General features: G+C 60.7%; 21 protein-coding genes and 1 pseudogene. 13 read left to right on the top strand and 9 right to left on the bottom strand.

All coding sequences use genetic code 11. The features are described from left to right. Nucleotides 1-99 precede the first annotated feature (99 nt). Nucleotides 100-489 carry a hypothetical protein gene (locus P9273_RS29910; RefSeq protein ID WP_024505560.1) on the top strand — a complete coding sequence of 130 codons (390 nt, stop codon included), beginning with the start codon at nucleotides 100-102 and terminating at the stop codon, nucleotides 487-489. 189 nt (nucleotides 490-678) lie between these two features. On the opposite strand, the gene P9273_RS29905 is transcribed toward P9273_RS29910, so the two are convergent. From P9273_RS29905 to P9273_RS29895, 3 genes are all read right to left on the bottom strand, one after another. Beyond that, on the bottom strand, nucleotides 679-924 hold the full coding sequence (locus P9273_RS29905; RefSeq protein ID WP_063169243.1) for a hypothetical protein: 246 nt from the start codon (nucleotides 922-924) through the stop codon (nucleotides 679-681). A gap of 174 nt (nucleotides 925-1,098) precedes the next feature. Further along, nucleotides 1,099-1,233 carry a hypothetical protein gene (locus P9273_RS29900; protein WP_256754986.1) on the bottom strand — a complete coding sequence of 45 codons (135 nt, stop codon included), beginning with the start codon at nucleotides 1,231-1,233 and terminating at the stop codon, nucleotides 1,099-1,101. Continuing rightward, entirely contained in the window at nucleotides 1,226-1,696 is a 471-nt protein-coding gene (locus tag P9273_RS29895; RefSeq protein WP_224570941.1) for a Crp/Fnr family transcriptional regulator, read from the bottom strand. The genes P9273_RS29900 and P9273_RS29895 overlap by 8 nt, the downstream gene beginning before the upstream one ends. 599 nt (nucleotides 1,697-2,295) lie before the next feature. On the opposite strand from P9273_RS29895, the gene P9273_RS29890 reads away from it, so the two are divergent. Next, nucleotides 2,296-2,544, top strand: coding sequence for a DUF6074 family protein (locus P9273_RS29890; RefSeq protein WP_063169245.1), 249 nt, complete (start codon nucleotides 2,296-2,298; stop codon nucleotides 2,542-2,544). Nucleotides 2,545-2,909: 365 nt separating this feature from the next. On the opposite strand, the gene P9273_RS29885 is transcribed toward P9273_RS29890, so the two are convergent. The 4 genes from P9273_RS29885 to panB form a co-directional block, all read right to left on the bottom strand. Beyond that, nucleotides 2,910-3,542, bottom strand: a complete 633-nt coding sequence (locus tag P9273_RS29885) for an acyl-homoserine-lactone synthase (RefSeq protein WP_063169246.1) — start codon at nucleotides 3,540-3,542, stop codon at nucleotides 2,910-2,912. A gap of 92 nt (nucleotides 3,543-3,634) precedes the next feature. Then, nucleotides 3,635-4,354: a LuxR family transcriptional regulator gene (locus tag P9273_RS29880; protein WP_063169247.1), complete on the bottom strand. Its 720-nt coding sequence runs from the start codon at nucleotides 4,352-4,354 to the stop codon at nucleotides 3,635-3,637. A 98-nt stretch (nucleotides 4,355-4,452) separates the two neighbouring features. After that, entirely contained in the window at nucleotides 4,453-5,361 is a 909-nt protein-coding gene (gene panC / locus P9273_RS29875; RefSeq protein WP_063169248.1) for a pantoate--beta-alanine ligase, read from the bottom strand. Beyond that, nucleotides 5,358-6,194 carry a 3-methyl-2-oxobutanoate hydroxymethyltransferase gene (gene panB, locus P9273_RS29870; RefSeq protein WP_063169249.1) on the bottom strand — a complete coding sequence of 279 codons (837 nt, stop codon included), beginning with the start codon at nucleotides 6,192-6,194 and terminating at the stop codon, nucleotides 5,358-5,360. Before panB ends, panC begins: the two co-directional genes overlap by 4 nt. A gap of 171 nt (nucleotides 6,195-6,365) precedes the next feature. Here panB and P9273_RS29865 point away from each other — a divergent pair, with 171 nt between their 5' ends. From P9273_RS29865 to P9273_RS29820, 10 genes are all read left to right on the top strand, one after another. Further along, the gene (locus P9273_RS29865; RefSeq protein WP_024505567.1) at nucleotides 6,366-7,328 is read left to right on the top strand and encodes an NUDIX hydrolase; all 963 of its coding nucleotides are present in this window, start codon (nucleotides 6,366-6,368) and stop codon (nucleotides 7,326-7,328) included. A gap of 62 nt (nucleotides 7,329-7,390) precedes the next feature. Continuing rightward, nucleotides 7,391-8,365 (top strand): quinolinate synthase NadA, encoded by a 975-nt coding sequence (gene nadA / locus P9273_RS29860; RefSeq protein ID WP_063169250.1) that lies wholly within the window; start codon nucleotides 7,391-7,393, stop codon nucleotides 8,363-8,365. Further along, nucleotides 8,362-9,903, top strand: coding sequence for an L-aspartate oxidase (locus P9273_RS29855; RefSeq protein ID WP_063169251.1), 1,542 nt, complete (start codon nucleotides 8,362-8,364; stop codon nucleotides 9,901-9,903). The genes nadA and P9273_RS29855 overlap by 4 nt, the downstream gene beginning before the upstream one ends. Before the next feature lies 1 nt (nucleotide 9,904). Next, complete coding sequence (nadC, locus tag P9273_RS29850; protein ID WP_063169252.1) at nucleotides 9,905-10,786, top strand: carboxylating nicotinate-nucleotide diphosphorylase; 882 nt, start codon at nucleotides 9,905-9,907, stop codon at nucleotides 10,784-10,786. A 174-nt stretch (nucleotides 10,787-10,960) separates the two neighbouring features. Next, nucleotides 10,961-11,929, top strand: a complete 969-nt coding sequence (gene bioB, locus P9273_RS29845) for a biotin synthase BioB (protein ID WP_224570943.1) — start codon at nucleotides 10,961-10,963, stop codon at nucleotides 11,927-11,929. Beyond that, on the top strand, nucleotides 11,926-13,065 hold the full coding sequence (locus P9273_RS29840; RefSeq protein ID WP_024505572.1) for an 8-amino-7-oxononanoate synthase: 1,140 nt from the start codon (nucleotides 11,926-11,928) through the stop codon (nucleotides 13,063-13,065). The genes bioB and P9273_RS29840 overlap by 4 nt, the downstream gene beginning before the upstream one ends. Further along, nucleotides 13,062-13,697 (top strand): dethiobiotin synthase, encoded by a 636-nt coding sequence (gene bioD, locus P9273_RS29835; protein ID WP_063169254.1) that lies wholly within the window; start codon nucleotides 13,062-13,064, stop codon nucleotides 13,695-13,697. Before P9273_RS29840 ends, bioD begins: the two co-directional genes overlap by 4 nt. Then, nucleotides 13,697-14,962 (top strand): adenosylmethionine--8-amino-7-oxononanoate transaminase, encoded by a 1,266-nt coding sequence (locus P9273_RS29830; RefSeq protein ID WP_063169255.1) that lies wholly within the window; start codon nucleotides 13,697-13,699, stop codon nucleotides 14,960-14,962. The genes bioD and P9273_RS29830 overlap by 1 nt, the downstream gene beginning before the upstream one ends. After that, a complete protein-coding gene (locus P9273_RS29825) occupies nucleotides 14,959-15,942 on the top strand; it encodes a beta-ketoacyl-ACP synthase III (RefSeq protein ID WP_063169256.1) in 984 nt (327 codons plus the stop codon). The genes P9273_RS29830 and P9273_RS29825 overlap by 4 nt, the downstream gene beginning before the upstream one ends. Nucleotides 15,943-16,115: 173 nt before the next feature. Continuing rightward, nucleotides 16,116-17,759, top strand: a complete 1,644-nt coding sequence (locus tag P9273_RS29820) for an MFS transporter (protein ID WP_063169257.1) — start codon at nucleotides 16,116-16,118, stop codon at nucleotides 17,757-17,759. Between the two features lie 234 nt (nucleotides 17,760-17,993). Here the strand turns inward: P9273_RS29820 and hemN are convergent. After that, nucleotides 17,994-19,320: pseudogene (gene hemN, locus P9273_RS29815) on the bottom strand (oxygen-independent coproporphyrinogen III oxidase). 464 nt (nucleotides 19,321-19,784) lie between these two features. Next, a complete protein-coding gene (locus tag P9273_RS29810) occupies nucleotides 19,785-20,141 on the bottom strand; it encodes a hypothetical protein (protein ID WP_024505577.1) in 357 nt (118 codons plus the stop codon). 681 nt (nucleotides 20,142-20,822) lie between these two features. Between P9273_RS29810 and P9273_RS29805 the strand changes: the two genes are divergently transcribed. Beyond that, complete coding sequence (locus tag P9273_RS29805; RefSeq protein WP_063169258.1) at nucleotides 20,823-21,962, top strand: porin; 1,140 nt, start codon at nucleotides 20,823-20,825, stop codon at nucleotides 21,960-21,962. The last annotated feature ends 449 nt before the right edge of the window (nucleotides 21,963-22,411 follow it).

Genomic DNA, 22,411 nt, shown 5'->3' with positions numbered 1-22,411 from the left:
GTCGGAACCGGAACCCGACGAATGATCGTTCGTGACCGACATCTGTGAACAAGCAGTATGTGTCATTGCAATCACCACCCGTTGCGCGGAAATGCCCATATGGCCGTGAATGAACTGGATTTGGTGATTTTCCAGATGGCGGTGGAAAGCGTCCGCTTGCTCTCTTCAAGCTTTGATGAGAAGGCGGCTGAGATAGCCACGAGGAGCCGTGGTAGCCTTCTTTTTGACGTGCGGGTGGACGGTGACCTGGAGGTCCAGCGAGTCGCAGCCATTGGATATCCAGGCGACAAGATCGGTGTGGTGGCATTGGACCGAGAGGGCCTTGTTAGCTGTTGTTGCCTTGTCAATGGCACCTTCTCACCTTTCATTGCACCGTTGGAGAACTGGACCAGCATGCCCCTTTCGATGCAGGCCCAGATCGATGTCACAGGCTATGCGAGGCTCCTTCTGGCCGCCTTGCGAAATGCTGGACATATGCTGGACAGGTAGCATCGCGATGATGTCTGTGATGAGATGGTGCAAACGGCTGGATGAGGCGATCGCTTGCTGGCAGCTTTGGCAACAAAGCGATCGGTGAGTTCGCAATGCTGGAACACGTCCTTTAGACTCTGCAGTTAAGTTAGCGGACTACCATCTGACGAATGCCCTCTGACAGTCTGCATGGCGCGGCATGCCCTCTTAGGAATGCAGCCGTGGTTCTACACCATCGGCTGTTTTTGTGTCGAAGGCGACGGGCACGCCATGAACGAAGGAAGCGGCCGCCAACAGTTCCTCCAACTCGCGGTCGGTGGCCTTGCATGCCGGCATTAGTGTTCGGATGGCGCGGATCGCCTGCGCCATGGAGAGAAAGCGGACCCTTCCCCTGGAAAGGACATAGGCTTCTGCGGCTTTTTCGACGGTGACGGTGTGAAACGAATTGGTCATGACGAATTCCTCCCTGAACCCTGACCAACCCGACTTATGGCACGAATTCGACCGCCTTCAAGCCTATGTCCGATTGCGGACAATCGCTGCGATTCGTTCAAAACCGCTGATGCTTTTGGGCGACCTGGTGAGGGGCAAGGAGACGTCGGCTGAACCCGTTTCAACCGACATGCTTCAGGCAGCGGCCAGGCCGAAATAACGCTGCTCCTCCTTGTCATAAGCGCCATGTGTGAGCTTTATCAATCCGGCACGGTCGATGATCGTGATCTCGCCGCGCTTGGCGTGCACCAGTCCTCGATACTCAAGCATTTGCAGGGCCGTGGTGACCCCGGGCGGTGGGCGCGAGCATGGTCGCCAGAAATTCATGCGTCGGGAGGATCTTATCTCCTTCCGCACGGTCGTGGACCATCAGCTGCCAGCGGGCCAGCCGTTCTTCGACCTTGGAGTGGCCATTGACCAGTGCCGTCCGGCATGATTGGACGAGGAACGCGTGGGCATAGTCCAGCACTGAGGTGCGAAGCGACGGGCTAATCGCAGGGCGAAGGTTTTCAACCGGCAGGCGCCAGGTAGTGCTTTCCTTTCCGAGAATGACGGCAATTCCTTTCATCCCGTCATAGCCGACAATGCCGACTTCACCTTGCCGCCCGCCGGTCATGGTGGCGACCACCGACGCGATGCCCCTCTCGGGAAAATATACGTTCTTGATCGGCTGATGCGCGACCTCCAACTTGTCCTTGATGCCCGGTTCGACGTGATGCAGCGATGGTCGCAAAAGCGCGAAGTCCTGCGGGGTGAGGGCTTCAGCACCTGGTCGCGAAAGAGGGATCGGGCAAGGCTCTCTTCCAACGGGGCAAGAGCGCGTACGTCTTACTGTCGGCTGCACCGAAGTAAATGCCGGCCGATGCCAAAGCATAGGCTTCGAAACGCGCGATTGCAAAGCCCTGTCGGGGCAGTGCAGTCATGCTAGAAGTCGCGCCGCCTACGATAGGCAGCGGATGACATGATTCCCTTCTGCGGCGGCCACCAAGAACGGCTCGGGCACGCTTTAATCGTTCATACACAAGCTCGCAGGAATGTAAGCAGCGGAACAGTCGGGTGATTCGTACCGCCCTGCCCTTTCAGAGATCAAGTCATTGGACGTCAATTCGGCTGGAACGCCTCGTCGAACGGCCCAGGAAAATGCAGCCGGATGAGCAATGGTGGTTCACCTTATGTGCGGTCCCGGATATGCGGTCCGGCGGCTCATCTCCCAATGGCTTGTCGATGGGGAAGTGGAACTCGTCATGTCGCCGCGAACCGTCACCGCGCTAGCGGGGCTCTTTTGAAGACGCCGGTGTTTTTCTTTGTGGAACTGAATCTGTGAGGTGATTGATGCATGAATCAAACATTTGCGTATTTCCGCTGCATCGGCGACGTATATTGGTCGAAAGTATCGCCCAGGCCCTCGAGACCAAGAACGGCGAGGCGGCGAGCGCGTTCTGGCGCTGTGCCGCCAAGAAAATGCTCATTCAATTGTCCGATGTAGGAATTGCGCCAGAGCTCGCTGCGCAGGAGGTTGGAAGCCTTCTTCATGCGGTCTTGGACGACATGGCCAACCGAACGGTAATGCACAAAGCATAGGCTCGGGCGCTGTTGGACCGCGCGTCAGCTCGGGTCCTTATCGGGGGACTGCTCCGACTGGCCGACGGTCCGGCCAAACCGGCATACCGGCAAAGCTTTGAGGTTGCGATCGCTCACGGCGGCCGGTCCAATATTCTAAGACGACCTCAGAAGCCACGTTGGCTTCTTTGGACGAAGCGGAGGGGCGCCATTTTGGCGTGCTCACGCTGGACTGCGGGTTGCGCCTACGGAAATCCAAAGTCCGGCCGCGCGAGCCAATCGACCGGAACAGTCGAAAGCTCGTGGGGCGGGTCCGCTCACCCTCACGGCGGCGGTGGCGGCCGTGAGCAGACTTAACTCAAGTCACGGCTGAGCATCCGCAGGCGCTATGCCGATTGGATGAGAACTGGTTGCCACAACACCGGCCCGTTGAGGCGTCCCCTCCAGCGGATGCGCAAGAGACTGGCGTAGGAAATATCGAGGAAGCCGGCGACTGCCTCGGTGTTGCCGACCTGCTTGGGCTGTCCGATACGTGACAACGGCCAGGTCGCGAGACGAAGGATCCTTTCGATGCGCGTATCTGTCACCGTTACGATCCCGGAGAGATTGTTGGCCAAGCCGAATTCGATGATCCCCGCGAAGAGCTCGTAGGTTGCTTGGGCCAGGCCGCCAGCTGCCTTCGGCGCTGTCGCAGGGAGATCGAGCGCGAAACGACTACTCTCCCAGATATCGGCACTCGCAGGGACCACCATCTCATCCAGCAGCGTCGGAAACGTATCGCGCAACATTGTCGGTCCGGTGGTCGGCAAAAGGCGGACGCAGCCGCAAGTTCGCCAATCGGACCCCTTGAGAAGCAGGTAGACGGGGTTCAGGCTGTCAAACGAGTCCGTTTCCATTTCGCCTTCGGTCTGCACTTCCCAATCGAGCCGCTTCTTGAAAACCCGATACCTAAGTCCGTGCATTTCCTTGAGTTCGCTCGCAAACTCGGCGTAGCAGTCGGGTGTTATCAGCTGCATCATTGTCGTCTCCGTGCGGGATGTGTCCACGCAATCGAAGGGCAAAGCCGTCATGAATGCAGCCTGTAGACCTTTACAGCTAGACTTGGAGAGGATCAGGATCTCGCCCGAGCAGCCATCCGCACTACGGCCTGGTTGATGGTTCGCACGCCAAGCTTCGCCTTGGCGTTTTCCTGATGGAAGGTCACGGTGCGTTTCGAGACACCGAGAATCTGGCTGATATCCCAGGCCGACTTGCCGCACGCCGCCCATTTCAGGCACTCGAACTCCCGCCGGGTGAGCATTATGCCATCTACCACGCAATCTTCGGCGAGCCTGCGCCGGGCATGGATATGAACGTTGATCGCAACCAGTTGCATTGCTTTTTCGTAGCGCGTCAGCGACCTCAGAAATGGCGGATGCGCCTCGTTGGAGGCGAAGGTCAGTGCGGCGAACCGGCCGCGATGATCATGCATCGACATGGTCAGTCCGCCGCGAATGCCGAACTCAGCTGCTTTTTCCAGGACTTCCTGCTGAGAGGTCGGCAAATAACGGTGATCGCGGTCCACACCCCAGTCGAAGGTATCCCAGCCCCGCAGTCCCCGCAGGATCACGGGATCCACGCTGTGGTAGCGCTGTTGCAGGTAATGTGATGTCCATGATGATGGATAATTCGAGATCAATCGCGGCCTGTCGCCGGAAGCGGATGGGTAGGTGAAATAAGCGAAGAGCGGAAAGTCGAACCCGGCTGCGGCGGACGCCATTGCCTCATGGAGATCGACGGCATCGACGCTTGCAGAGAGTTGCTCGACCAAGGTTTCAAATACGCGATGCATCTGCGCTTAGCGTACCTCGCGGAGGTTGCTGGAAGCCGACGGAGACGTGGTTCTAAATGATGGCCTGTCCCTGCAGGGCATACGACGCGCCGCCGTCATCACCGCAATTGCTGTGCTGCTTCCGATTGGAGAGAGCTCCGCCCACCTGACCAACTACCGATGGGTGATATTGCGACGTTATCGATGAGCCGCGTGTCGCCAAGCCAAGCCGCAGCAAGCAAGCGTGCCGGTCGGTCAAGGCTTGCTAACGATTGCAGGTCTGTTTCTCCGCGAAGCTCCAGGTATTCGAGCTCGCGATAGCCGGCAGCCAGAATTGCTGCACGCGCTTCATCAAGCGTAGGCAGGATGGGGGAGCCGCGTGCAAGCCGCTCGGCCGTATCGAGCAGGACCGATGCTAGTTTTGGGGCAATGGCGCGTTGGGCTGGGGAGAGCCGCACGTTACGCGACGATAGCGCAAGACCATCGGCTTCGCGGACTGTCGGACAGGGCACAATAGTGATCGGAATGTCGAGATCCCGGACCAAGCGCCTGACAAGCTGAAGTTGCTGAAAATCCTTTTCGCCAAAAAAGGCGAAGTCAGCGCCGGCCTGCAGGAAGAGCTTGGCCACGACCGTCGCCACGCCATTGAAATGGCCGAGCCGGAATGCGCCGCAAAGGCATTCGCTGATGCCGGACACTGAAACGGCCGTGGCGAAGCCCACCTGGTACATTTCCTCTGTGTCCGGCACATAGAGCAGATGCGTGCCCAGCAGAGCGAGCTTGGCAGCATCGTCGCTTTCCGTCCGAGGGTAGGCAATCAGGTCGGCGGGGCTGTTGAACTGCTTGGGGTTTACGAACAGCGTCACGATCACCCGCTCGGCCCTTTCGAGCGCCTTCCGCACGAGGCTCAGATGCCCGTCGTGCAAGGCTCCCATGGTCGGCACAATACCGATCGTGGCACCCGAGCGACGCCATTGCGCAACGACGCCGCGCAGCTCGCTCACGGTTCGAGCGATCGGCACGCTCATGTGAAGTCACCGGCCTTCAAGGCGTTGACATAGAGATGTTCGACCGCCGGAAAGTGCCGGTTCCGCATATCGGTGGCGTAAGCGGCGATTGCCGCCTCAGCCTGCTCACCGAGCTCGGCATAGCGTTTGACGAACTTCGGCCGAAATGAGGTGAAGAGCCCGAGCATATCGTGGCTCACCAGAATCTGGCCGTCGCAAGCTGGCGAGGCACCGATGCCGATGGTGGGTATGTCGATATCGGCGGTTATCTGCCGTGCAAGCTGCTCCGGTATCTTTTCCAGCACCAAGGAGAAGGCGCCAGCTTCAGTTACCGCCCTGGCGTCGCGCCTGATCCGCTCTGCATCGGCTCCCCGGCCCTGCACACGATAGCCTCCAAACGTGTTTACCGCCTGCGGCGTCAGGCCCACATGGGCCATGACAGGTACGCCGCGCGCGGTAAGGAAGCGGATGGTTTCCGCGATGGTCTCGCCGCCCTCGATCTTTACCGCTGAACAACCGGTCTCACCCATCACGCGCGCAGCGTTGCCGAAAGCGTGCTCTGGGCTTTCCTCGTAGGAACCGAAGGGCAGGTCGACGACCATCAGCGCGTGTTCAAGGCCGCGGCGAACGGCCTGTCCGTGCATGATCATCATGTCGAGCGTGACCCCCAGCGTCGACGACAGGCCGTGCAGCACCATGCCGACGCTGTCGCCGACAAGAACGATGTCGCAGTGGCGATCGAGCAGCCTCGCGACCGGCGTGGTGTAGGCCGTCAAGCATACAAGTGGCGTCTGGCCTTTTCGCGATCGAATATCTGGAGGAGTCATCCCTTTTATCTCACCAGCCGCGCTCAACCGAGGCCCCTTCCCTTACGTTACCAACAGCGGGTGTCGCGTTTGGCATATTTTTGTGCGACTGCGAAGAGCTAAAAACAGCGCTTGAGTACTCCGGTGTTGACGTGCTGGCTTCCAAGGTTACATTCAATCGATTAAGGCGCTCCGTTGGGCCAACCCGCTTTCGCAAACATGGATCCTCAGACAAGAAGAACCAAGAAAGGCAAAGCCGCCGTCAAAGCTGACGAAGCCAAAGTGGACCTGACTGCCGTCGTGGTCGCCGTAAACGACAGTGAGCCCTGTGTCCTCACAGTCGGTCATGCGGACACCCTCCCTTCTGGACCTTTTGCCCTTGAGCATCGATCACTGCAGTCGGGTTTGAGGGGGTGGGTGGAGCAGCAGACCGGCCATGCACTTGGATACATCGAGCAACTCTACACCTTCGCCGATCGCGATCGCATCGGCACTGAGCGCCACCAGCGCGTCATCTCAATCAGCTATCTCGCATTGACCAGGAAGGAACAGGCAACGAACTCGGCCGCGTGCGGCTGGCAAAGTTGGTACGAATATTTTCCCTGGGAGGACCACCGCTTCGGCACGCCGCCTGTGCTGCTCGATAGATTGCGGCCCCGCCTGATTGAGTGGGCCGGCGGCGCCAGCGAGCCGACCACTCAACGCGAGCGCCGGCAGCGCGCTGCGATAGCCTTCGGCTTCGACGACCGCCATTGGAACGAGGAACTCACGCTCCAACGCTACGAGTTGCTCTATGAAGCTGCTCTGATTGAGGAGGCCGGTGGCGGCAGGGACGCGATTGCGGCCGCGGCTGGCAAACCAATGGTCGCTGACCACCGTCGTATTCTGGCAACCGGGATCGCGCGGCTGCGTTCGAAGATCAAATACCGGCCGGTCGTGTTCGAGCTTATGCGGCCTTCCTTCACGCTGCTGCAACTGCAGCGAACCGTGGAAGCTTTGGCTGGCAGGCTGATCAACAAGCCGAACTTCCGGAGATTGGTCGAGCAGCAGGAACTTGTTGAGGAGACCGGGGAGACCTCCCTCGACACGGGCGGCCGACCGGCGAAGCTTTATCGCTTCCGGCATGCCGTCCTCGACGACAGGGCTATCGCCGGGACAAAATTACCGCTGGCGCGGGCTTGACATACTTATAGTCAAGGTAGATATATTCCCTTATTGTCAAACCGAATATAATCGAGGCGCCAATGACTGGGGCGTTACCTATGGCTGCGTCCTTGTATGAGCGTGTCCGGCGGGTGATCCCACCCGTTGAATGGCCCGCGTTCGCCGGCGATATTGAAGCCATCTTAGCGCTGAAGCGTGAGCGCAATGCGGTGGTGCTGGCGCACAATTACCAGACGCCCGAAATTTTTCATTGCGTGGCAGACATCGTCGGCGACAGCCTGGCGTTGGCCCACAAGGCGGTGACGGTCGACGCCGACATCATCGTGGTTGCCGGCGTTCATTTCATGGCCGAGACGGCAAAACTGCTCAATCCGAACAAGACCGTGCTCATCCCGGATCTCCGCGCCGGCTGCTCGCTGGCCGAATCGATCACGGCAAACGACGTGCGGCTAATGCGGCTGCGGTATCCGGGGGTCCCCGTTGTTACTTACGTCAACACTTCCGCCGCCGTAAAAGCGGAGTCCGACATCTGCTGCACGTCCGGCAACGCCAAGGCGGTGGTGGAATCGCTTGGCGTGGCGCGTGTGCTGATGCTCCCGGACGAATATCTGGCGAGGAACGTGGCAGCCGATACAGACGTCGAGATCATCGCCTGGAAAGGCCATTGCGAGGTGCATGAGCGCTTCACCGCAGCAGACATCCGGGAACTGCGCGATGCCCATCCAGGCGTCATCGTGCTGGCCCATCCAGAATGCCCACCAGACGTTGTCGCGGAGGCGGAGTTCTCCGGCTCGACCGCGGCGATGTCGGATTATGTCGAGCGTGAGAAACCGAAGCGTGTCGTCCTTCTGACCGAATGTTCGATGAGCGACAACGTCGCGGTCGCGCATCCCGACGTCGAGTTCGTTCGCCCATGCAATCTGTGCCCGCACATGAAGCGCATCAACCTGGCCAACATTCGCGCCGCACTCGAGCAGAACCGGCATGAGGTCCGGATTGATCCCGAAATTGCCGGCCCCGCCCGCCGCGCGGTCGAGCGCATGCTTTCCCTATGAGTCTGGAGGTTCGCGAAATCGCGGGGGCGCCGGTCGTCATCGGCGGCGGCATTGCCGGCCTGATGACGGCGCTTCATCTGGCGCCGGAACCGGTCGTGCTTTTGACCAACGCGCCGCTTGGAACCGGAGCCTGCAGTGAACTTGCCCAGGGCGGTCTTGCGGCAAGTCTCGGGGGCGACGACGGCCCAGATTTTCACCTTTGCGACACGATAGCTGCCGGCGACGGACTCTGCGATGAGGCCACGGTGCGGCGAGTGGTACGAGCTGCACCCGAAGCGATTAGGACGATCCAAAGGTTCGGCGTCGACTTCGACCAGCACCCTGACCGCGCGTTGCGACTTGGGCTCGAGGCGGCACACTCGCGACGGCGGATTGTGCATGCAGCCGGCGACGCCACCGGTCGCGAGTTGGTGCGCGCGCTCGTCGCCGCGGTTCGGCGTACAGCCTCGATCACCATTATCGAAAATGTGGAGGTCCGCCGGCTGGTCGTGCAGGACGGGTCGGTCATCGCCGTGGTCGCAGCAGGACGAGCCGGCGCGCTCGCTCTGCCCACGCGTCGCGCGGTGCTGGCGACCGGCGGCGTCGGCGGGCTGTTTTGCGACACGACAAACCCCGCTGGCTCATGGGGTCACGGGCTGGCGCTCGCCGCATGGGCGGGGGCGGAACTCGCCGACTTGGAATTCATACAGTTCCATCCAACTGCGCTCGACGGTCCGCGCCGGCCGATGCCGCTGGTGAGCGAAGCCGTGCGTGGCGAAGGCGCGGTGCTCATCGATGAGCGAGGAGAGCGCTTCCTCGCCGACACACCTGGCGGTGAACTTGCGCCTCGCGACGTCGTAGCGCGCGCCATTTGGCACCAGCTTGCCGTTGGACGCCGCGTATTCCTGGACGCACGGCAAAGTCTCGGCCCGAGATTTGGCAAGCGTTTTCCAGGCATCGCCGAATTGTGCCGGAGCGCAGGAATCGACCCAGCGACCGACCTGATCCCGGTGCGCCCGGCGGCACATTATCACATGGGCGGCGTCGCCGTAGACAGCGCCGGCCGCAGCTCCATCGAGGGATTGTGGGCCTGCGGTGAGGTGGCCTGTACCGGCCTGCACGGCGCCAACCGCCTGGCCAGCAACTCGCTCACCGAAGCGGCGGTCACCGCGAGCTGGGTTGCCGAAAGCGTTGCCGGCACGTCGTATACCCGGCGACCGCGCAGATGCTCCACATTCGTCCCTCCACGACCAGACGCTTCCGTGGTCCGCCCGATTGTCTCCGCCGCCCTGGGTATCATCCGCGACGGCGAGGCAATGCGCGAAGCGGTGGCGACCCTGCTGCCGATCGCAGCCAATAGTGTCGCTGCCTCTGGTCCGGCTTTGGTCTCACTGATGATCGCCGCGGCGGCCCTGAGGCGGGAAGAGAGTCGAGGCGCGCACTGTCGGTCCGATTTCCCGCTCCACGATGCCAACGTGCGCCCATCACGGCTGACACTGCACAGCGCAATGCGGGCCGCGGCCGCACTCGATTGCCGGGCTACCATACGGAGCACTTGATATGACTTCATTCTCCCCCCTCCCCGCGACCCTGATCGAACCGATTGTGCGCGTTGCGCTCCTCGAAGACCTGGGCAGATCCGGCGACCTGACCACCGATGCGGTTATCCCGTATGATTGCACTGCCACGTTGGTGCTCAAAGCGAGGCAGGCGGGCGTCGTTGCCGGGCTCGATCTGGTCTCGTATGCCTTCCTTCTCGTGGAACCGGCGATCAACATCCAGATCTGGCGCCCTGATGGCAGCGAGGTTGGGGCCGGGGAAACCATTGCAAGATTGTCCGGACCCGCACGAGGCCTGCTCACGGCCGAACGCACGGCCCTCAATTTCTTATGCCGGCTGAGCGGCATTGCCACTGCCACAGCGGCCATGGTTGAGGCCGTGCGCGGTCACAAGGCGAGGATTGTATCGACGCGAAAGACGACGCCCGGGCTGCGGGCATTGGAGAAATACGCCGTGCGCGTCGGCGGCGGTGCCAATCACCGGTTCGGCCTCGATGACGGCGTGCTCATAAAGGACAACCACATCGCGATCGCCGGCGATATGCGCACAGCAATAGAGCGGGCGCGCGCCGCAGCAGGGCATATGGTGAAGGTCGAGGTCGAGGTCGACACGCTGAAGCAGCTCGATGCAGCGCTCGCGATTGGTGTTGACGCGGTGCTGCTCGACAATATGTCGGTCGAGGATCTTGCCCGCGCGGTTTCTATAGTGGATGGCCGTACGATCACCGAGGCGTCCGGTCGGGTGATGCCGAAAACGGCGGCGGCGATTGCGGCGACCGGTGTCGATCTCATCTCCATGGGTTGGCTGACGCACAGCGCCCCGATCCTCGACATCGGCCTGGACATGCCGGACCACCAGAACATCTGCAAGCACTTGAACTGAGGATTACGGCGTGAGGAGCAACATCAGCTCGGCAGGCGTAGGAGGTGCTGGAAAGACGTGCCGCAGCTCGCCTTTAGCGAGTGCGCCCCAAAGCCAAGAAGGCGTACCGGACTAGCAAACAAAGGTTTGACGATGACGATTGGAATGAACTCGGAGTTCGACGTGAACCAGACCATGCAATCGGTCGACGGAACGCCTCCGCGATGGAACCGCAAAGAGGCCGAGGCCATCTACGGCATGCCATTCAACGATCTGCTGTTCCTGGCTCAGACGATCCACCGCCAGAACTTCGATCGAAACCGAGTGCAGCTGTCGCGGCTCCTTAGCATCAAGACCGGCGGGTGCCCCGAAGATTGCGGCTATTGCAGCCAGTCTGCGCATTACGAAACCGGTGTGAAGGCGTCGAAGCTGGTGGACGTCAAGCATGTCATCGACGAAGCGGCCAAGGCGCGTGATGGCGGCGCAACGCGCTATTGCATGGGCGCGGCGTGGCGAAGTCCCAAGGAGCGCGACATGGACGTTGTGGTCGCCATGATTGAGGGCGTCAAGGCCCTCGGCATGGAGACCTGCATGACGCTCGGCATGCTCGATCTTGAGCAAGCTGCTCGCCTGAAGCAGGCCGGTCTCGACTACTATAACCACAACATCGATACCTCTGAGCGCTACTATGGCGAGGTTATTTCAACCAGGACTTTTGCCGACCGGCTGAAAACGCTTGGGCACGTGCGCGCGGTTGGGATGAAAGTCTGCTGCGGCGGCATTGTCGGGATGGGAGAAGAAAAGACCGATCGCATCGACATGCTGGTCACGCTCGCGAACCTGCCCGAGCCGCCGGAAAGCGTGCCGATCAACATGCTTATTCCCATCGAAGGCACGCCGCTTGCCGCGGCCGACGCCATCGATCCGATCGATTTCGTCCGCATCGTTGCGCTCGCGCGGGTGATGATGCCGAAATCCTATGTAAGGCTGTCCGCCGGCAGGACGGCGATGAGCGACGAAACGCAGGCGCTGTGCTTCTTTGCCGGCGCCAATTCGATCTTTGTCGGCGACACGCTGCTGACGGCGGGAAATCCCGGCGAGGACAAGGATACCCTTCTGTTCCGGCGCCTCGGCATTGAGCCTATGGAACTCGCCACGCAATGAAGGAGGCAATTCTTGCCCGCTATGACGCAACCTTGCGGGGACTGGGGCGCAAGGACCGGTTGCGGACGCTCGCACCGCGCGCCGGGCTCGACTTCTCGTCGAACGACTATATCGGACTTGCCGCCTCCAAAAGACTGGGCGATGCGGTTTCGACGGCGATTGCGCGGGGCACGCCAGTGGGCGCCACCGGATCGCGGCTGTTGCGCGGCAATGCACCGGAACATGAGCAACTGGAGGCGGACGCAGCGGCATTTTTCGGAGCCGAGCGTGCACTGTTCTTCGGCAGCGGCTATATCGCCAACTTCGCTCTGCTGACGGCCCTGCCGCAGAAAGGCGACCTGCTGGTCCTCGACGAGCTCGCTCATGCCAGCATGCATGAGGGTGCCCAGGCCGGGCGCGCTGAGTTCAAGCTGGCCGCGCACAACGACGTCGACGCTGTCGAGGACGCAATCACCCGCTGGCGCGCCGAAGGCGGCATGGGGCGGGTGTGGATCGCCTTCGAAAGCCTTTACAGCATGGATGGCGACCGTGCGCCGATGGAGAGCCTGGTCGCGCTGGCTGATCGGTACCAGGCATTCATCGTCGTCGATGAAGCGCATGCCACCGGCGTCTGGGGACCGGACGGCCGGGGACTGGCCGCCGCGTATGAAGGCCGCGACAACATCGTCACGCTCCACACATGCGGCAAGGCGCTTGGCGCATCCGGCGCGCTCGTTACCGGACCGCGAACACTGTGCGACTATCTTATCAACCGGTGCCGGCCATTCATCTATGCGACCGCACCATCGCCGCTGATGGCAGTCGCGGCACGTGAGGCGCTGACTATTCTGTCTGACGAGCCTATGCGTCGTGCTCAGTTGCACGAGCGTGTCGCTTTCGCGAGCCGGCAATTGGCCGAACGCTGCGGCGTGATGCCCAGCGGCTCGCAGATCCAGCCGCTTGTGATCGGCGATAACAGCCGCACCATGGCGGTGGCGGCAGGACTGCAGGCACGCGGCTTCGACATACGCGGCATTCGCCCGCCGACAGTGCCTGAGGGTACGTCGCGCCTGCGCATTTCGCTGACTCTCAACGTCGACGAAGCCGACATTTCCGCCATGGTCGAGGCTCTCGTCGGAGTGTTGGCCACAGCATGACCAAACGCATCGTCGTCACCGGAACAGACACTGGAATTGGCAAGACAGTGTTTTCGGCCGGACTTGCCGGGCTGCTCGACGGCTTCTACTGGAAGCCGGTGCAATCGGGCCTCAACGAGGAGACCGACAGCGAGGTCGTCGCCCGGCTTTCCGGCTTGCCCGACGGACGCGTGCTGCCCGAAGTCTATCGACTGACGATGCCGCTGTCGCCGCATCGATCAGCCGAAATCGACGGCGTCGCGATCGAGGCCGACGATCTTTCATTTCCGGTCCTGCCGACACCGCTCGTCATCGAAGGCGCCGGCGGGCTGATGGTGCCGCTCAATCGACAGACAAGGTTCATTGACATATTCGAACAATGGCGGCTGCCGGTCATACTGTGCGCCCGCACCGCGCTTGGCACCATCAATCATACGCTGTTGTCGATCGAGGCCCTGAGAGCCCGCTCCATCCCGCTCATCGGCATTGCCTTCATTGGCGAAGAGGTGGCCGATACACAAAGGACAATCGTGGAATTCGGCGGCGTGCCGCAGCTGGGCAGGCTGCCGCACCTCGGTCCGCTGACGGGTGAAACGTTGAGAGATGCAATGATTTCCGGCTTCGACCTGGCCATGATTGCCGGAGGCGACTGATGGCGGAGTCTCGAGTCTGGCATCCGTTCACGCAGCACGCGCTAGAGCCCTCGCTCCCTGAAATCGTGCTGACTGAAGGCGCCTATCTCCACAAGGCCGACGGCTTCCGCATCCTCGATGCGATTTCTTCCTGGTGGGTCGTCACCCATGGCCATCGCCACCCCCGCATCATGAAGGCCATCGAGACGACCGCCTCGAGCCTCGACCAGATCATCTTCGCGGGCTTCACCCACGAGCCGGCCGAACGGCTGGCCGAGGCGCTTGTAGGCATCGCACCCGCCGGCCTCCACCGGGTGTTCTATTCCGACAGTGGCTCGACCTCAGTCGAAGTCGCGCTGAAGATGGCGCTCGGCTATTTCCGTAACATCGGCGCGTCGCGTTCGCGCATCGCCGTCATGGAGCACAGCTATCATGGCGACACCATCGGCACGATGAGCGTCGGCGCCCGTGGCGTCTTCAACGCCGCCTATGAGCCTTTGCTGTTCGAGGTCGACACCATCCCCTTCCCGGCCGCCGGGCGCGAGCAGGAAACGCTGGATCGGTTCGAGGCCGTTAGCCGCGACCGGCGCGCAGCCGCGCTGATCGTCGAGCCGCTGGTGCTTGGCGCCGGCGGCATGCTGATGTATCCGGCCTGGGTTCTTGCCGAATTGAAGAGGATCGCCGAAGCCTCCGGCACGCTCGTGATCGCCGATGAAGTGATGACCGGCTGGGGGCGCACCGGAACCATGTTTGCCTGCGAACAGGCGTCCGTCTCGCCCGACATCTTGTGCACCTCGAAAGGTCTGACCGGTGGTACCATCCCGCTGGCCGCCACGATCGCCACCGATGCCATCTTCCACGCTCACTTTTCGGAGGATCGCAAGAAGACGTTTTTCCATTCGAGCTCCTACACCGCCAATCCGATCGCCTGCGCGGCAGCACTTGCCAATGTCGAGATCTGGCGTGACGAGCCGGTGGCCGAGCGGATCGCGGTCTTGAGCGCGAGGCAGGCCGCGGGGCTGCAACGCTTCCGGGACAATCCATATTTCACCGACTGCCGGACAACCGGCACCATCGCGGCACTCGACCTACGCACCGGCTCAGCCGGTTATCTGGCCGAGATCGGGCCAAAACTGCGCGCTTTTTTCCTTGAGCGCGGCCTGTTGGTGCGCCCGCTCGGCAATGTCCTCTATCTTCTGCCGCCCTATTGCATCACCAGCGACGAATTGGACGGGCTCTATGACGCGATAGAGGAGGCCGGCGAACGCTTCGGCTCGCGGCCATGAACCTATCGTCGCGCGTTCTCGGCTTCGGCCATCATGCGCCGACGCGCAAGGTCGAGAACCCGGAAATCGAAGACCGGCTCGGGCTTGAGCCCGGCTGGATCGAGCGGCGCACCGGAATTCGCTCGCGCTTCTGGGCAACAGACGAAGACACGCTGTCGGGCCTTGCCGCCTCTGCCGGCGACATGGCGCTGACCAATGCCGGTATCGACCGCGGCGACGTCGGTCTACTCTTGCTCGCCACGTCGACGCCCGATCACCTTCTGCCGCCAAGCGCGCCGCTGGTCGCACATCGGCTGGGGCTAGGCCGCGCCGGAGCGATCGACCTGACCGGCGCCTGCGCCGGCTTCATCTATGCGCTGATGTTCGCCGACGGGTTCACCCGCCTGCACGGCAAAGCGAGCCTTGTCATCGCCGCCAACATCCTCAGCCACCGCATCAATTTGGCCGAGCGCGCCAGCGCCGTGCTGTTTGCCGATGCCGCCGGCGCCATGGTGATCAGTCCTTGCGATGACCCGGATCGAGGCATTCTCGGCGCTTCGGTGGATTCCGACGGCTCGCGCTACGGGCTAATCCAGATTCCCGCCGGGGGAAGCAACACTCCGTTCCATGCCGACCTCGACCTCGCGCAGACACGGATGACGATCACTGACGGCCGTGAAGTATTCAGCAAGGCCGTGGAGATGATGACCGCCTGCTCGAGAGATGCGCTCACTGCTGCCCGACTGAGGCCGCAAGACCTCGATCGTTTCGTGCCGCATCAGGCCAATGCGCGCATTTTCGACGCGGTCGGCAGGAACCTCGGCATCGCTGATCACTCGATCGTCAAGACGATCGCCGAATATGGCAACTCTTCCGCCGCGACGATCCCGCTCTCATTGTCGCTGGCCCATCGGGCGCAGCCGTTTCGGCCTGGCGAGAAAGTCCTCTTGGCGGCAGCGGGTGCGGGTCTCAGCGGCGGCGCGCTTGTGGTGGGAATTTAGCAAAGCAATGCTTGCGCACAGGACTGCTCATGAATGAGACTATGAGAATGGCTCAATACGCAAATAGTCGCCGGCAAGCTCCATAGAGCTGGGGTCCGTGCGGTGCTCCGCGATGTCTAAGTATCGACCCGCTTGCTCAAATCGCAGCGCTCATCGAAGGCCAGCAATACCTCATGCAGAGCGAAAATCCCCAACCGCCCGTTTCAAAGACGCTCGCCCCATTTCGAAACAAGGTGTTTCGCTCAATTTGGGCGGCCACCCAGATTTCCAGCCTCGGTTGGCTAGTGCAAACGGTCGCCATCAGTTGGCTTATGGCAACGATTTCAGCGTCCGACCTCATGGTGGCACTCGTCCAGGCCGCATCCACATTGCCGGTGTTCTTCCTCTCAGTTTTCGCCGGAGCCATTGCCGACAACTTCAGCCGCCGGTGGGTGATGTTTGCGGGACACTGCCTGATAGCATCGGCGTCGACGACGCTGATGATTTCTGTGGGTCTGGGATTTGTCAGTCCTTGGCTGATTCTCGGGTTAGGTTTCCTGGCCGGCTGCGGCTTTGCCTTGAATGATCCGGCTTGGCACGCTTCGGTCGGCGATATCCTTCACAAACGCGACATTCCGGCCGCAGTGACGCTTATGTCCGTCGGATACAACATTGTGCGCAGCGTTGGTCCAGCCTTGGGGGGCGTGATCCTGGCCGTCTTTGGGCCGCTGGCCGCTTTCGCCTTGGCTGCGGTGAGTGATCTGGCGCCCATAAGCGCGATATGGCGCACCAAATGGGAGGTCCGCTCTTCGCCTCTCCCTCGTGAGAGAATGACGACGGCAATTCATGACGGAGTGCGCTTTACGGCGATGTCTTTGGAGATCAGGGCAGCGACCGCCCGAGCCGCTCTTTTCGGGTTGGCAAGCATCTCCATTCTGGCGTTGCTCCCCCTCGTCGTCCGGGATCAGTTGAAGAGTGGGCCAATTGTCTACGGTATCTTATTGGCCGGCTTCGGCATGGGTGCTTTCATCGCGGGTATGGGCAACGGCTTCTTGAGGAAGGTCACGTCTCAAAACAGGCTGGTGGCCTTCGCCTCTGTGGCTTGTGCAGTCTGTTGCCTCTCCCTTGCCCTTACATCGTCGCTTCCTGTGGCGGCCATTTCGCTGGCGCTCGGCGGAGCGGGTTGGCTTATCACCTGGACGGGCATTGACGTGTCGGTGCAGTTGGCAAGCCCAAGGTGGGTTGTAGGCCGCACGCTCTCCATTTACTACGCCTTGAGCGCAGGCGGTATGGCTGCTGGCAGCTGGATCTGGGGTTCTGTCGCGCAAAACTATTCCTTGACCTCAGCATTGGAGGGCGCCGCAGGCGCTCTGTTGCTGGTTGCAGCAGCGGGGATCGTGTTGCCGGTCCGTCCCTGGGAAGAAACCGATCAAGAAAGTTCAGTTTTTCATCCGCCGGACGTGGCTCTCGATCTGAAACCCAGAAGTGGCCCTATCGTGGCCAAGGTCGAGTATTTGATATCGGAGGAAAATATCGAGGCCTTTCTGGGCTCCATGCGCACGCGGCGACACGTCCAGAGCCGTGCCGGTGCACGAAACTGGACGCTCCAGCGAAATCTGCAAACACCGTCACTTTGGACGGAGACATTCCGCACCCCCACCTGGATGGACTTTCTCCGCCTAAATCATCGACTCACCGCAGCAGATAAGGAAGTCGCCCAGCATCTCCTGTCACTGCATGAAGGAGAGGTGCCTCCGCAGACAGTGCTTTCGATTGAACGGACGACCGAGGCAATTCGTACCCGTACCTCGACAATCTTTTCTCGTCCTCCAAGATGACGCCATCAAGCTGCTGTCCAGGGACAGGGTGGATCACCGGTGCTTTGCAGAGCACAGCCTCACACCGAGAGCAGCGTGCTCCGGGTTGTGCGCTTTCGCGCGCACCCAGGCGAGATGATGGTGAACGCGGCGTCAAGTGGAAGTCCCCTGCATACGCTTGCGGAGTCTTCTGCGAGAGCCCATGCCGACGAGCGCCAAACAAGGTCTGATGCCTTTCGGCGTCGTGGCCTCAACTCATCGATTCGCGAGAAAAGCATCGAATGCAGCAGCAACGGCGCGAACAACAAAGCGGTGCTCCGGCCGCACGCGGATGAAGCCGTTTTCGACGTCCAGGATCCCCTCCTCAGCCAGCGTCACCAAACTCTCAACTGAATCGAGAAAACGAGCTGGTTCGATTTCGTGGGCGGCACAGATGGTCGGCACGTCGGCCTCCAAATCGCACATCAGTCGCTCGATGATCGCTGCGCGCACCCGGTCATCGTCGGTCAGACGGTGACCCTTTGATGTCGCCAGACGTCCACTTGCGATGTGCCGGGCGTAAGAATCCCGTGTTACTTCGTTCTGAACATACCCCTCGCGGACTCGGCCAATAGCCGACGCGCCGAAGCCGATCACGTTTTGCAAGTATCGGCCGAGTATCCCAGCGAATTACGCCGTAGGCGCCCGGTCTTCTGGCGCTAGCGCAAGTTCGTCGTCCGGCGGAGCGAAATGATCGAGCCCGATCTCCCGGTAGCCAGCGCCAACCAGTGTCTCGGCGACAGTTGCAGCCTGTTCGGCGCGAAGATCGCCGTCCGGTAGACCTGCCTGCTCGATTAGGCGCTGATTCTTTATCACGGAAGGAATATGCGCGTATCCGAACACCGCAAGCCGGTTGGGGCGCATGGCGACCGCAGCCATCGCGGTCTGGATGCAGGACTGCACAGTCTGTTTCGGTAGACCGAAGATGAGGTCGAAGTTGATATGGCCAACGCCATGCCGGCGGAGATTTTGGACTGCAGCGGCCGTCTGCACCTTACTCTGGATCCGATTGATCGCCTTTGCACATCGGGATCAAAGCTCTGCATCCGATGCTCGCGCGGTTGACACCGTTAGCTGCCAGGGCTTCGGCCATTTCCGGTGTGAACGTTCGGGGATCGATCTCCACGGCGATCGCAGCAGTTTTGCTGAAAGCGAAGTGGCGGCGTAGAAATTCCATCAGCGCCAAGTGCTCGGCTGGCCCGATAAGGTGAGGCGTTCCGCCGCCGAAATGCACATCGCTCACCGGCAGCCCTTGCCGCACTTGCTCCGACACCAAACTGATCTCCTGACGCAGCACCGCTAAATAATTAAGGATCGGGCCGTTGCGACGGATGACCGCGGTAGGGAAGCCGCAATACCAGCACATGGATCGGCAAAACGGAATGTGGAAATAGAGCGACACCGATTCGTCGGCCGGGAGGCCCCCCAGCCATTCCTCATAATCGTCAGCACCAACTGCCGCAGAGAAGTCTGGCACAGTCGGATAGATGGTATACCAAGGCGGCCGGGGGTCCCGGTACTTTGTCAGGATTGAGGTGTGCAAGGAGCTGTCATCCCACGTCGCTCATCCATCATTCTTTCGTTGCGCGCTCGTCCTGGTCTCTGACCTAAGTCAGTGCGTCCCGCTTATGTCGCAGTCTCGTTTGGACAGGATGGGGTCAACCACGCCGGGGAGCGCGCGTGCCATGGTTGCGCCTGAGGTGATGGTGCGGTGCCGCATTCAACGTCTGAGTACGTGACGCCAGTGCAGTGTGCTTGAGGCGTCTGCGGAAGAACTTTGCAATGCGAAATTCATGTCCGACGCAACGGACCTGTCAAGCCTCGTTCAGACGCCATCCAGGTCCAGCCAGCGGCCTTCCCTGCCGGCCGAAAAACCATACCGGCTTTAGCCACCGAGACGCTCTAAAGCTGACGTCGGCTCATTTGATGAAAGGAGGACGCCGCTAGGGGGTGCACAAGGTTCCCCGGCTTGACGTCGCTTCGAGCGAAGAGCGGTGTGGCTTGTCGTCAAGCGCCGGGCAGCGTGCCCCCTACCGATATCCCGAAAAGATCGACCAAGATGGCCATGCCGACGCCACACGCGGTCTGGATGAGGCCGACCATGAAAATGCGATTGGCGCGTTCGTAGATGGGGCGCCGCAAGGAACTCATGTCGAGCAGCATGGACAGCGCTCTCATCTGCAGTGCGATGCCGAGCAGGATCGGCACTACGGCGAACAGATCGTAGAGTTGCCATGGCAAGGGGTTCGCGGCCCAATGAGTGAGGAAGCCGAGGGAAAAGGCAAGCAGGATACCCACGGCAGTGATTGTGCCGTTGCGGAAAATGGTCTCGATCGGTTCTTCCTTCGGATCGTGCTCGTCCAAGCGGCTTCCTTTCGTTGCTCTTTCCGTCGAGACTAAGTTCTCGAGAATACTGTTCATCGCCAATTACTCGAGGCGAGCCGTAGGCAGCCGTTTCAGGGTGCGCTCCCTCTCGCTTCCGGCCGCGCAATGTACCTGCACGGCGAACTTACAGCGGCGAAAAGGTGCTGCGGCCACCATGCGACGCCTCGGACGTGCACGCCCTCTGTTCCTGGCGCAGCCCTTGCGGAGCGTACGCGCAGTGATCCTTCTCGGTAGCGGATGGCGCGGCCTCCGTTGCGGTCAGACGGGAAGCCGTCGCTGTTAAACGAGACTGTCACATATCGAACATGGCGAACCGTGTCGCACATTTCTTTTCGCAGTGACCCTCAAAAAAAGTGATTCCAGCGAGACGAAGGCGCGTCGGCCCGATTTTGGTGTCGGCCGCATCTACGCTTCAGGTTGGCATGTCGCTTGCTGCTCTATTCGGAGAGCTGCAGCGGTCCGACCGGAGTGTTTCACATGTAAACGATAATGAATCTCCTAGCAGAAAACACTATTATAAGTACATGTGGCTTTTACGCTGGCTCACCTCTCGTGTCAAGCGCTTTGGCGTCCACATATTGGAGACAACACGCACAAAATTTAGAGGAAAAGCTTGCTCTTTCGCCTCTATCCTTTTTATTCCTTCATGGAGATCTAGACATGTACATCAAGAGTCCTCTTCTCGGCTTAACTGCTCTGATGACCATTTCCGTCGGTCGAGCAGCTGGCGCCGAGCGGGAACCGGCCGAGTACATCAAGATCTGCGACGTCCTCGGCTCGGGATATTCCTATATTCCCAACACCGAGACCTGCCTGCGCATCGGCGGCTATGTCCGTTACGATATCGGCCTGGGTGACGTCCGATCGTATGACAGCGCAAGAACCTCGGACGTGAGAACTGGCGAGGACCAAGGCACTTGGCGAAACAGCACACGCTTCACGTTCAAAACTTGGACCGGCCAGCAGACCGAGCTCGGCGCGTTGACGACCTATACCGAAACCCAGGTGAATTTTGGCAACAGCGCTAACTCGCATGACAGTCCTCAGAACTATGATTTCAACAGCGGCCTCGCACTGGCTTCTGCCTGGGTCGAGCTGGGAGGCCTGCGAGTTGGCAAGGAGGGGTCGGCCTTCGATACGTTTGCAAGCTACGCTGGCAACGTTCTCGATAGTATGCTCGTTCCGTCGGCCGGCTTCGACACCAACGTGGCTCAGTACCACTTCGACGCCGGCAACGGCATTTCGACTGTGATTTCGCTCGAACAAGGATCGGGCTCAGCCGGTACTATCGACAGCTATATTCCGCACGTTGTCGCCGGCTTGAAATACACGCAAGGCTGGGGCTCGATCATCGGCGTCGCGGCTTATGACAGCAATTACGAAGCTTTTGCCGGCAAGATCCGCGTCGACGTCGCTGTCACAAACCAGCTGTCGCTGTTTGGACTCTTCGGCTACGGTTCCAATGCCAGTCTCAACGAGGACTCAAACGGCGCAATTGCCAATCATGGGCGCGGCTCGTACAAAATCTGGAACGGCCAGTGGGCTTTCTGGGCGGGCGCCACCTACGAGTTTGACGAGAAAACTTCGTTCAACCTTCAGGTCTCGGGTGATCAGCTCAAGGATGCTGGTGTGGCTGCAAACGTCGCCTACATGGTCGTTCCCGGCTTCACGGTCACAGCCGAGGTCGATTACGACCACTACGGCAACTCTGGCCTCGGCCCTGCCGAGCCTACCGCCGTCAAGGGCACGAGCAAGCCGAACAGCGTCGGCGGCATTCTCCGCTTACAAGGCTCATTTTGAAATCTCTCCAGTCGCGAGCATGGCAAAGGCACTTGCCTCGACAACGCACGCATGGAGAGCTTCGTTCGCCATCTTGAAGTCTGCATCGACCGTCCACGGCCCATCGTACCAACTAGAAACTGAAAGTTATGAGCCCTGTGTACTACACCTAGCCCTTGACCTGCCCGATGAACCGGCCAGGGGCCGTCAGTTCAAATTCGGGGCCGTTTAGAGGGCAGTGTGAGGCCGTGTTAGGTAAGCGCCACTGCAATGTCGAGGCCGCGACACGCCTGTCGCTTTGGACGGCTGGAATTGCCCTTCGCGGCGCCATTCATTCTCTCAACATTTACGTGATAATGCACGCTGAGTCCGAGCCGCGTGGCAGCACCCATCCTAGGTGTGAGCTTTCGAGAGGTTGTCCATTCGGACCGGACCGAGGAGACTGGAGTTACCACGCTTCAGCATCCATC

Origin of the sequence: Mesorhizobium sp. WSM4935 (assembly GCF_029625735.1) — a bacterium.
Lineage (GTDB): Bacteria > Pseudomonadota > Alphaproteobacteria > Rhizobiales > Rhizobiaceae > Mesorhizobium.
The sequence above is the reverse complement of the archived record's forward strand: the minus strand, read 5'-3'. Positions and strand labels throughout refer to the sequence as shown.